General features: G+C 66.0%; 9 protein-coding genes. 2 read left to right on the forward strand and 7 right to left on the reverse strand.

Features of this window, described 5'->3' with window-relative positions:
• A partial coding sequence (locus QM712_RS20900) for a carboxyl transferase domain-containing protein (protein WP_415025034.1) occupies window positions 1-394 on the forward strand: 394 nt, incomplete at its 5' end.
• A complete protein-coding gene (locus QM712_RS20905) occupies window positions 391-2,367 on the forward strand; it encodes an acetyl-CoA carboxylase biotin carboxylase subunit (RefSeq protein WP_415025035.1) in 1,977 nt (658 codons plus the stop codon). The genes QM712_RS20900 and QM712_RS20905, both read left to right, overlap by 4 nt.
• 95 nt (window positions 2,368-2,462) lie before the next feature.
• Here QM712_RS20905 and QM712_RS20910 read toward each other — a convergent pair whose 3' ends face one another.
• The 7 genes from QM712_RS20910 to QM712_RS20940 all read right to left on the reverse strand — a co-directional run bounded on the left by QM712_RS20910 (window position 2,463) and on the right by QM712_RS20940 (window position 11,210).
• Window positions 2,463-3,458, reverse strand: a complete 996-nt coding sequence (locus QM712_RS20910) for an ABC transporter ATP-binding protein (RefSeq protein ID WP_415025036.1) — start codon at window positions 3,456-3,458, stop codon at window positions 2,463-2,465.
• A complete protein-coding gene (locus tag QM712_RS20915) occupies window positions 3,455-4,462 on the reverse strand; it encodes an ABC transporter ATP-binding protein (protein WP_415025037.1) in 1,008 nt (335 codons plus the stop codon). Before QM712_RS20915 ends, QM712_RS20910 begins: the two co-directional genes overlap by 4 nt.
• Entirely contained in the window at window positions 4,462-5,355 is an 894-nt protein-coding gene (locus tag QM712_RS20920; protein ID WP_415025038.1) for an ABC transporter permease, read from the reverse strand. Before QM712_RS20920 ends, QM712_RS20915 begins: the two co-directional genes overlap by 1 nt.
• 194 nt (window positions 5,356-5,549) lie before the next feature.
• Window positions 5,550-6,497 (reverse strand): ABC transporter permease, encoded by a 948-nt coding sequence (locus tag QM712_RS20925; RefSeq protein ID WP_415025039.1) that lies wholly within the window; start codon window positions 6,495-6,497, stop codon window positions 5,550-5,552.
• Between the two features lie 43 nt (window positions 6,498-6,540).
• Window positions 6,541-8,139: an ABC transporter substrate-binding protein gene (locus tag QM712_RS20930; protein ID WP_415025040.1), complete on the reverse strand. Its 1,599-nt coding sequence runs from the start codon at window positions 8,137-8,139 to the stop codon at window positions 6,541-6,543.
• Window positions 8,140-8,488: 349 nt separating this feature from the next.
• Window positions 8,489-10,039, reverse strand: coding sequence for an AMP-binding protein (locus tag QM712_RS20935; protein WP_415025041.1), 1,551 nt, complete (start codon window positions 10,037-10,039; stop codon window positions 8,489-8,491).
• Window positions 10,040-10,055: 16 nt separating this feature from the next.
• Window positions 10,056-11,210: an iron-containing alcohol dehydrogenase gene (locus QM712_RS20940; protein ID WP_415025042.1), complete on the reverse strand. Its 1,155-nt coding sequence runs from the start codon at window positions 11,208-11,210 to the stop codon at window positions 10,056-10,058.
• Between the last annotated feature and the right edge of the window lie 319 nt (window positions 11,211-11,529).

Consider the following 11,529-nt stretch of genomic DNA (forward strand, 5'->3'; position numbering starts at 1 on the left):
GATCACGATCTATTGCGGCGCCTCGTTCGGCGCCGGCAATTACGGCATGTGCGGGCGCGGTTTTCATCCCCGCTTCTGCTTCTCCTGGCCGAATGCCAAGACCGCCGTGATGGGCGGCGAGCAGGCCGCAGAGACCATGGCGATCGTCACCGAAGCCGCCGCCGCGCGCCGCGGCAAGCCGATCGAGAAGGACAAGCTCGACGCCATGAAGGCGCAGATCGTCGGCGTGTTCGACGGCCAGATGGACGTGTTCTCGACCAGCGCGCGCGTGCTCGACGACGGCGTGATCGATCCGCGCGACACTCGCGCGGTGCTGTCCGAGGTCCTCGCGATCTGCCGCGAGGGCGATTCGCGCACACCCCAGCGCATGCAGTTCTCGGTGGCCCGCCCATGAGGAACGGATCAGTGCAGCACCGGCCGTTCTTCAAGGTCCTGATCGCCAACCGCGGCGAGATCGCGCTGCGCGTGATGCGCAGTGCGCGGCGGCTCGGGCTCGGCGTCGTCGCGGTCTATTCGGATGCAGATCGCGATGCGCTCCATGTGCAGCAGGCCGATCAGGCCGTGCGCATCGGCGAGGCGCTGCCGGCGCAATCCTATCTCAACATTCCCGCGATCGTTGCGGCGGCCAAGGCCAGCGGCGCGGACGCGGTCCATCCCGGCTACGGCTTCCTGGCCGAGAACGAGGATTTCGCGGCAGCCTGCAGGGATGCCGGGCTCGTCTTCATCGGCCCGTCCCCGCAGGCCATCGCCGCGATGGGCAACAAGGCGGGTGCCAAGGAGATCATGAAGAAGGCCGGCGTTCCCGTCGTGCCCGGCTATCAGGGCGCAGACCAGGGCGACGAGGTCATGCTGGCGGAAGCCAGGAAGGTCGGCTTCCCCGTGATGATCAAGGCCGTCGCGGGCGGTGGTGGGCGCGGCATGCGGCTCGTCACCGACGCGGCCTCGTTTCCGGATGCGCTGCGCAGCGCGCGGTCAGAGGCGAAGGCGGCGTTCGGCGATCCCACGGTCATCCTCGAACGCGCCATCCGGAATCCCCGCCACATCGAGATCCAGGTGTTCGGCGACAGCCACGGCAATGCCATCCATCTCGGAGAGCGCGATTGCTCGGTGCAGCGGCGGCATCAGAAGCTGATCGAGGAGGCACCGTCGCCCGCGGTCACGCCGGAACTGCGCGCGAAGATGGGCGATGTCGCCGTCGCCGCGGTCAAGGCGCTGCGCTACGAGGGCGCCGGCACGCTAGAGTTCCTGCTCGATGAGAGCGGCGCGTTCTATTTCATGGAGATGAACACGCGCCTGCAGGTCGAGCATCCCGTGACCGAGGCGATCACGGGGCTCGATCTCGTCGAACTGCAACTGCGCGTCGCGCGCGGCGAGCCCTTGCCGGTGACGCAGCAGGACATCCGCTTCTCGGGCCACGCGATCGAGGTTCGGCTCTGCTCGGAAGATGCCGCGCAGGATTTCATGCCGCAGTCGGGGCGCATGGCGCGCTGGCAGGTGCCGGGCGGCGTCCGCGTCGAGCACGCGTTGCGATCGGGCACGGAGATCCCGCCATTCTACGATTCCATGATCGCCAAGGTCATCAGCCATGGCGCCACGCGCGAGGAAGCGCGCGGCCGGCTGATCTGCGCCCTGGAGCAGCTCACGGCTCTCGGTGTCACCACCAATCAGGCATTCCTGATGTCTTGCCTGCGTCATCCCGGCTTCGCGGCGGGACAGGCGACGACGGCCTTCATCGGCGCACATCGCGACGAACTGCTGGCGCCGCGGGCGGATAGCGCTTTCGACGCGGCGCTCGCGGCTCTTCTGCTCTACATCACCAATACGCGGGCGCCCGCATGGCGTTCCGGCCGGAGCCTGGCGGCGACGTTTCCGCTGCCGGTCAAGGTCGAGATCGCCGGGAAGGTCCACGAGCTGGAGGTCACGCGCCAGCGCGATGGCGGCTATACGGTCTCCGCCGATGGCCGGCAGGACAGCTTCGAGATCGACCAGCTCGATGCCGAAACGGTTCGGTTCCGCCATGGCGGCGTGATGGAGACCGCGCAGTTCGTCCGCGACGGCGATCGTCTCCATCTGCAGCACCGCGGGCTGCCGCTCTCCGCCATCGACCTGACGCTTGCTCCGCCGAAGGCCGCCGCGGCCAATGGCGGTGACGGCAAGGTTCGCGCCGCCATGAACGGCCGCATCGTCGCCGTTCTGGTCAAGCCGGGCGACCGCGTCAGTGCCGGCCAGCCGGTGATGACGCTGGAGGCGATGAAGATGGAGCACGTCCACAAGGCCGGAATCGACGGCGTGGTATCCGCGATCGACGTCGCCGAGGGTGAGCAGGTCACAACGGGCAGGATCGTGGCGGAGATCGGGGCGAATTGAAGCGGTGCGTGCTACACCCGTAGGGTGGGCGAGGGCGCATCGCGCCGTGCCACCGTGTTGCGGTGATCGCATGGGCACACTTCGCTTTGCCCAGCCTACGGCACCAAGGCGTCCCGCCCGGTCCCCTCGTTGAGCAGGCAAGCCACCTGATGCCCGTCGCCCGCACGCGCCAGCGCGGGCCGTTCCGTCTTGCATCGCTCCATCGCAAACCGGCAGCGGGTGTGGAAGGCACAGCCCGGCGGCGGGTTGACCGGGCTCGGCACGTCGCCGTCGACCAGCGGGGCGAGCTTCTTCGCGAGCGGGTTTGCGATCGGCACCGAGGCTAGCAGGGCCTGCGTGTAGGGATGACGCGGATTGCGGAACAGCTCGTCCTTGTCCGCGATCTCGACGATGCGGCCGAGATACATCACGGCGACGCGGTGGCTGATATGTGCGACGACCGCGAGGTCGTGCGCGATGAAGAGATAGGAAAAGCCGTGCTGCTTCTGCAGGTCGATCAGCAGATTGATCACCTGCGCCTGGATCGAGACGTCGAGCGCCGAGACCGGCTCGTCGCAGACGATCAGGCGCGGTTCGAGTGCCAGTGCGCGCGCGATGCAGATGCGCTGCCGCTGGCCGCCGGAGAATTGGTGCGGGAAGTTGCGCATCTGGTCGGGCCGCAAGCCGACCTGCTCGAACAGTCTGGCGACACGCGCTTCCAGCGCCTTTCCGGTCGCGAGCCCGTGCACCGCGAGCGGCTCGCCGACGATGTCGCCGGCGGTCATGCGCGGATTGAGCGAGGCGAAGGGGTCCTGAAACACGATCTGCATCGCACGGCGGTGCGGGCGCAAGGCCGTCTTCGACAGATGCGTGATGTCTTCGCCTTCGAGGCGGATCTGGCCCGTGGTCGGCTCGACGAGCCGCAGCACGCTGCGCGCCACCGTCGACTTGCCGCAGCCGGATTCGCCGACGAGGCCGAGCGTCTCGCCCGTACCGAGCGAGAACGAGACCCCGTCGACCGCGTGCACGGTGCCGACCTGCCGGCGCAGGACGCCGGCGCGCACCGGATAGTGCTTGGTGAGATCGGTGACCTCGAGCAGGGCCTCGGTCATGCCACCTCCGCCACGTCGGCCGCGCGCCAGCACGCGGCGAGATGGCCGCCGCCCCAATCGGCGAGCGGCGGATAGTCGGTCTCGCAGCGTTTCACCGCGAGCTTGCAGCGCGGCGCGAAGGCGCAGCCGGGCGGCAGTCGCACCAGCGAGGGCACGGTGCCGGGGATTTCATTCAGCCGTTCCTGCGCGGCGGCGCCGGATGCGGGCACGGCCGGGATCGAGGCCATCAGCCCGCGCGTATAGGGATGCTTGGGCGCGGCGAACAAGGCCTCCACGCTGGCCTCCTCGACCTTCCGCCCCGCATACATCACGATCACGCGCTGCGCGGTCTGCGCGACGACACCGAGATCGTGCGTGATCAGCACGAGGCCGGTGCCGAGCTCTTTCTGAAGGTCGAGGATCAATGCCAGGATCTGCGCCTGGATGGTGACGTCGAGCGCGGTGGTCGGCTCGTCCGCGATCAGCAGCGCCGGCCGGCACGCCAGCGCCATCGCGATCATCGCGCGCTGGCGCATGCCGCCGGAGAGCTGATGCGGATACTCGCGGGCGCGGCGCGCCGGTTCGGGAATCCGCACCAGCCGCAGCATCTCGACCGTGATGTCCCGGGCTTCCCGGGCCGAGATCGACCGGTGCAGCCGCACGGCCTCGACGATCTGGTCGCCGATCCGCATTACCGGATTGAGCGAGGTCATCGGCTCCTGGAAGATCATGGAGATGCGATTGCCGCGGATCGCGCGCATCTTCGCCTCGTCCAGCGCCAGCAGGTCGGTTCCCTCCAGTATGACCGATCCGCCGGCGATCCGGCCGGGGGGATCTGGCACCAGCCGCATCAGGGACAGCGCGGTGACGCTCTTGCCGCAGCCGGATTCACCGACGATCGCGAGTGTCTCGCCTCTGCTGACGTGAAACGAGACGTCGTCCACCGCCTTGAACAGGCCCGAGTTGGTGAAGAACACCGTCTTCAGGTTCCTCACATCGAGCACGAGATCGGATGTGTCAGCCATCAGCCGCGCTGCCTCGGATCGAGGATGTCGCGCAAGGCGTCGCCGAACAGGTTGGCGCCGAACACCGCGAGGCTGATCGCGACACCGGGGAAGATCACCAGCCACGGCGCGGTGCGGACATATTCCGCCGCCGACTCCGACAGCATGCGTCCCCAGGACGGATAGGGCTCGGGGATGCCGAGCCCGAGGAAGGAGAGCGAGGCTTCGGTGAGGATGGTCGAACCGAGCTGGGCGGTCGCGAGCACGATCAGCGGCGCGAGCGTATTCGGCAGCACGTGACGGACCGCGATCCGCACCTCGCTCATGCCGATCGACTTGGCTGCCTCGACGAACGGCTGCTCGCGCAATGCCAGCGTGTTGGCGCGGACGACGCGGGCGACCGTCGGGATCAGCGGGATGGCGATGGCGAGGATCACGTTCGGCAGCGACGGGCCGAGCGCGGCGGTCATCACCAGCGCCAGCACCAGCAACGGCAGGGCTTGGAGGATGTCGGAGACGCGCTGGAACAGGAGATCGACCCATCCGGAGAGATAACCGGACGTGAGGCCGACGATCACGCCGATGGAGCCGCCGAGCGCGGTCGAGCCGATGCCGACCGCGAGCGAGATCCGCGCGCCGTGGATGATGCGGCTGAACACGTCGCGGCCGAAGGAATCCGTCCCCATCCAGTGCGCCAGGCTCGGGCGCATCAGGGCATGCGCGGCATCGACCGTCAGCGGATCATAGCGTGCGATGAAGTTGGCGAAGATCGCGGTCAGCACGAAGACGGTCATGATGATCAGTCCGGCCGCGCCCAGCACGTGCCGCTGCGCCAGAAACAGAACGCGCCGCCAGCCGCCGGTCGCGTGTGCCCCGGCACGCCTCAGTTCAACGTCAAAGTCGATCGCGGCCATGCTGCTACCTTCCCCCTCGCCCCGCTTGCGAGGAGAGGGTTGGGGTGAGGGGGACTCTCGGTATGAAAGGTGACAGCGAGTTTCGTGGATGCTTCCTTGCACCCGAACTTGCGCCTCGCACAAATCCGACTTCTCTTTGCGGGCAGAGCACGGTGAAAAGAGGCGTAAGGTGAGTGAACGTTGAGCTCATTCCGTCAATCCGTGTACCTGATGCGCGGATCGAACACCGCGTAGAGCATGTCGACCGTGAAGTTCGCGAACACGACGACCACAGCGATGAACATCACGAGGTTCTGCACGATCGGGTAGTCGCGCCAGCGGATCGCCTCGACCAGGAAGCGCGCGACACCGGGGATGTTGAACACGGTCTCGGTAACGATCAGGCCGCCGATCAGGAATGCCGCCTCGATGCCGATCACGGTGATCACGGGCAGGATCGCGTTCTTGAGCGCGTGATGATAGTTCACGGCTGCGTCGGAGGCGCCCTTGGCGCGCGCGGTGCGGATATAGTCCTGCCGCAGGACCTCCAGCATCGAGGAGCGGGTGATGCGCATGGTCAGCGCCGCGCTGCGGAAGCCGACGGCGGCGGCGGGCACCGCATAGGTCGCGAAGGCTTCCAGCCATGTCTGCGGATTTGGATTGAAGATCGGCATCTGCCCGAACATCGCCACCGACGCGGTGAGGATCAGCAGGCCGAGCCAGAACGACGGCAGCGACAATCCGCTGAGGCTGACCACGCGCAATGCGTAGTCGAGCTTCGTTCCCTGCTTCACCGCGCTGAGGACGCCCAGGGGAATGCCGATCGATGCCGAAAACAGCAGTGCCAGTCCGGCGAGCCGTGCGGTGATCGGGATGCGCGGCAGGATCTCCTGCAGCGCCGGTTTCTCGGACACGTAGGAGTAGCCGAAATCGCCGCGCAAGAGGCCGCTGATCCAGTGCCAATATTGCAGGATCAGCGGCTGATCGATGCCGAGCTCCTTCTCGAGGTTGGCCTTGTCGGACGGATCGACATAGCCGGCCGCGGCAAACAGGATGTCGACGATGTTGCCGGGGACGATGCGCAGCAGGAAGAAGATGACGATCGAGATCCCGAACAGGGTCACGAGCATCAGGAACAGGCGCCGCACCAGATAGGCAAACATCCCTTCGCCTCCTGCCGAACCTTCGGCCGCCTGCGGCCTGTCGCTACTTGTCCATCCACACGTCCTCGTAGCGGTAGCCATTATAGGAGCTGTTCGACATCACCGTCACGCCCTTGACATAGGGCTTCCAGCACGTGCCGGTGCGCGCGTGGAAGATGATCGGACGGGCCACGTCCTCCTGCAGCTTCTTGTCGATCTCCCACACCAGCTTCTTGCGCTTCTCGGCGTTGGTCTCCATCGACTGCTGGTCGAACAGCTTCTCGATGTCCTTGTTGCAATAGTTCGTGTAGTTGCGCTCCGAGCCGCAGGAATAGTTCTCGTAGAACGACTGGTCGGGCTCGTCGACGGCGTTGCCGGTGAGGTTCAAGCCGAGCGCATAATCCTTGCGCGCGACTTTCGGGAACCATTGCGCGGTGTCGACGACATCGAGCTCGGCGTCGATGTAGATGGTCTTAAGCTGGTCGATCAGGATGATGGCGGGGTCGCGGTAGACGTTGATGTTGCGGGTGGAGACCTTGATCGCGAGATGCTTGTCCGGCCCGTAGCCGGCGTTCTGCATCAGCTTGCGCGCCTCCTCGCGGTTCTTCGCGATGTCGGGCCCATAGCCGGGGATCTGCTCGAGCATTTCCTTCGGCATCGCCCACAGTCCCGCAGGCGCCGGTTCCATGGTGCCGCCGATGTCGCCCTGGCCCTCGAACATGATGTCGATGAAGGACTTGCGATCGAGCGCCAGCGCCAGCGCGCGGCGGATGTCGAGGTTGTCGAATGGCGGATTGGACGAGTTGATGATGATGTTGGTCGAGACGTTGTTCGGCTCGACGACGCAGACCGCGCTCGGATCCTGCGACTTGATATCCTTCAGCAGCGGGATGGAGACCTCCGTCGGGAAGGTCATGTCGAACTTGCCCGAGACGAAGCCGAGGATCGCGGTCGAGCGATTCGGGGTGATGGTGAACTCGATGCCGTCGAGATAGGGCAGACCCTTCTTGAAGTAATCCGGGTTCCTGGTGAGCTTGATCGACTCGTTGGCCTTGAACTCGACGAACTTGAAAGGCCCGGTGCCGATCGGCTTGGTCCGCATCTCCGCCGGGGACACATGGCAGGGATAGATCGGCGTATAGCCGGAGGCGAGCAGGGTCAGCAGCGCCGGCTGCGGCCGCTTCAGGTTGAAGGCAGCCTCATAGTCGCCGTTGACCGTGACGTCGTTGACTTCGTCGTACCAGGATTTGCGCGGGTTCTGCCGGAACTTCTGTTGCGACTTGCCCATCAGCATGTCGAAGGTGCACTTGACGTCCGCCGAGGTGAACGGCTTGCCGTCGTGCCATTTGACGTCCTTGCGCAGCTTGAAGGTCAGCACCTTGCCGTCGCTGCTCCAGGCCCAGCTTTCGGCGAGTTCGGGAACGATGGTGTCGACGCTGTTCTGCGCCTTGTGCTGATCGAAGATGATCAGGTTGCTCATCACCGGCATGAAGGGCACGTTGAACGAGTAGCTCGCGCCTTCATGGATGGAAGCACTGCCGGGACTGTCGCGGTGATACATCCGCAGGATGCCGCCCTGTTTCGGCTCGGCGGCGAGCATGGTGGTTGAGGCTGTCAGCACAGATAGCGCCGCCACTGCGGCGAGCGCCCACACGCTCCGCATGCTCTTCCTCCCTGACACCGGCCTTTCGCGGCCTGTTTGAGCAGACGATAACGAGGCCGATGGAGCGAGGCAACCGGCAACGCCACAGGCCGTCTCGACAATTTGGATGACGGACAGCGCCGAAGTTTCACACTTTCATCATGTGAGAGTGCAGGTGCGAACGGATGGTTCCGAAACAATAGTCGGGCCGAGCTTGCACCGACGCGCCTCCGCTGTCGTCCCGGCGAAAGCCAAGACCCATGCCCCAGGAATATCTTTGGCGAAGATTCCTCGTTGGGGTTCGCTCGCGCTCACCACCGAGAGATCACGCGGTGTGGGTCCCGGCTTGCGCCGGAAGGACAGCGGGCCCTCACACGATCCGCGACGTCTTGTTCCCCCAATAGCGATCGCGCAGCAGCCGCTTGTAGAGCTTGCCCGTCGGCAGCCGCGGCAGTTCCTTCTCGAAATCGACCGAGCGCGGCACCTTCTGCCGCGACAGCGATCCGCCGCAGAAGGCGATCAGCTCTTCGGCCAGTGCCGGCCCCGGCACCACGCCGGGCATCGGCTGCACCACCGCCTTCACCTCCTCGCCGAGGTCGGGATTGGGCACGCCGAAAACCGCGGCATCGGCGACCTTCGGATGGGTGATCAGCAGGTTTTCGCATTCCTGCGGATAGATGTTCACGCCGCCCGAGATGATCATGAAGGTGGCGCGATCGGTGAGATAGAGGAAGCGGTCTGCATCGACATAGCCGACATCGCTGACCGTGCTCATGCTGCCGTCGGCCGAGCGCGCTTCCTTCGTCTTCTCCGGATCGTTGAAATATTCGAACGGCGATCCCGTCTTGAACCACACCTGGCCGGGCGTGCCGATCGCGCATTCCTGCATGTTGTCGTCGAGAATGTGGAGGTCGCCGAGCAGCACCTTGCCGACCGTGCCGCGATGGGCGAGCCATTCCTCGCTGTTGCAGGCGGTGAAGCCGAGGCCTTCGGTGGCACCATAATATTCGTGGATGATGGGGCCCCACCATTTGATGACGTCGTCCTTCACCAGTGCCGGGCAGGGCGCGGCGGCGTGGACGGCGATTTCCAGCGACGACAGGTCGTAGCGGGTGCGTACCTCCTCCGGCAGCTTGAGCATGCGCGAGAACATCGTCGGCACGAGCTGGGTGTGCGTGATGCCCCACCGCTCGACGAGCTGGAGGTAGCGCTCGGGGTCGAACGTCTCCATGATCACCACGGTGCCGCCGATCCGGATCGTGAGATTGACCGCGGCTTGCGGCGCCGAGTGATAGAGCGGCGCCGGCGACAGGTAGACCATGCCCTCGCGGTAGTGCCAAAGCCTGGTCAGGAAATCGAACAGCGGCAGATTGTATTTCGGCGGCTCCTCCGGCAGCGGGCGCAGGATGCCTTTGGGCCGCCCGGTCGTCCCCGACGAATAAAGCATGGCGGTGCCGAGCCATTCGTCGGAGATCGGCGTTGATGGCAGGCCGGCCGTCACCTCGGCGAGGCCGACGATGCGGTCGCTCTCGCCCGTGCCGTCGGCGACGATGCAGAGCTTCACGTCGGGGCAGGTCTTGATCGCCTCGCGCGCGATATCGAGCTTGGCCGTCGAGGTGATCAGGATCTTCGACTGGCTGTTGACGAGGAGGTAGGCGAGCTCGCTCGCGGTGAGGAAGGAATTGATGCAGGTGTAGTACAGCCCGGACCGCTCCCCCGCGCCGCAGGCTTCGAGGTAGCGGGAGTTGTTCTCCATGAAGATCGAATAATGATCGCGCCGCGTCAGGCCGTTGTTGCGGAACAGACGCGCGAGCCGATTGCTGCGCGCATCGAGCTCGCGATAGGTCACGGTCTCACCCGTGCTCGCCATGATGAAGGCGGGCTGGAGCGGGCGTAGGCGGGCATGCGTACCTGTGTACATCAGTCCTCCGGCGTTGCTATGCGGCGAGAAGCAGGATTTCGCGCAGTTCGGCAGGGCCATCGATCCTGCGCGGGTTGCGCGGCACCCAGGGTGTGCGCATCGCCTGCTCGGCGATCGCATCGAAATGGTCGGGCGAGACGCGCACGTCCGACAGGCGGCGCGGCATGCCCAGCGCGCCGATGAAGGCGTCCAGCACATCGCCGGCGTCGCGTCCGGGATAGCCCATGGCGGCGGCGACGATGGCCTGGCGATCGGCATTGTCGCGCGCGTTCCACCGCATCACCGCCGGCAGCATGATGCAGGAGGTGTAGCCGTGCGGCACGTCGAACGCGGCGCCCAGCACGTAGCCGATGCCATGGCTCGCGCCCATCGGCACGCCGGCCGAGAGCGCGCCCATCGACAGCCAAGTGCCGATCTGCGCATCCATCCGCGCGTCGAGATCGGCGAGATTGGCCTTCACCCGTGGCAGCGCATCGGTCAGCATCGCCAGCCCCTTGACCGATTGCGCGTCGGCATAGGGATGCGTCTCGCGCGAGCAGATCGCCTCGACGCAATGGTCGACGGCGCGGATGCCGGTTGATAGGAACAGCCATTCCGGCGTGTGCACGGTGATCGCGGGATCGAGGATGGTCGCGCGCGGCACGGCGAGCGGATGCCGCAGCATCTGCTTCACATGCGTGCTGCGGTCCGTCACGCCCGCGATTGCGCTGAACTCGCCGCCGGCGATCGTGGTCGGCACGCTGATCTGACGTACGCTGGGGGCGGTCATCTCCGGCGCGACGCCGTTGCGCACGCGGATACGATCGATGCCGCCGACGTCGTCGACGCCGTTGGCGAGGCAGAGCTGCACGGCCTTGGCGCCGTCGGTGATCGAGCCACCGCCGATGGTGACGATCAGGTCGGTGCCGGCTTCGCGCGCCGCATTGGTTGCGGCGATCACCGCCTCGCGCGGCGTGTGCGCGGGCATCGCGTCGAACACGCCGACGCAGCGTTCGCCGAGAGCCTCTCTGATCCTGGTGATTTCGTCGGTCTGCCGGTTGAGCGTGCCGGAGACCATCAGGAAGGCGCGGTGCGTCCCAAGCCGGTCCATCTGGGCGACGATGGCGCCCGCGGCCGGGTGACCGAACACAACCTCCTCGATCGCGCCGTAAACGACACGTCCCTGGTGCACGCCTGTCCTCCCCGGACAATCCGTCTTGTTGTTATCCGGACAGTCTAGCCGAGCGGACGCCACACGTCATGCGTGAAGACGCTGGTGTACGGGTGCGTACTCGGCCTCTCATGGTTCGCGACGCCCGCTTCGGCGGGCTCCTCACCATGAGGGCTGATATTCCGCCGCCAAGCGCGGCTTCATCCTGAAGGGCCGCCTTGGGCGGGCATCTCGAAGGATGGCCGCAGGCGAGCATTCCGCCGCGTATTCCTTGATGGACGATCGCCCGGCCGCTTGGGAAGAGACAAGCGCAAGCCCGCCTGCAGGGCCAGCCGCTTTC

The sequence above is a fragment of the Bradyrhizobium sp. genome (assembly GCF_047605465.1).
Classification (GTDB): Bacteria; Pseudomonadota; Alphaproteobacteria; order Rhizobiales; family Xanthobacteraceae; genus Bradyrhizobium.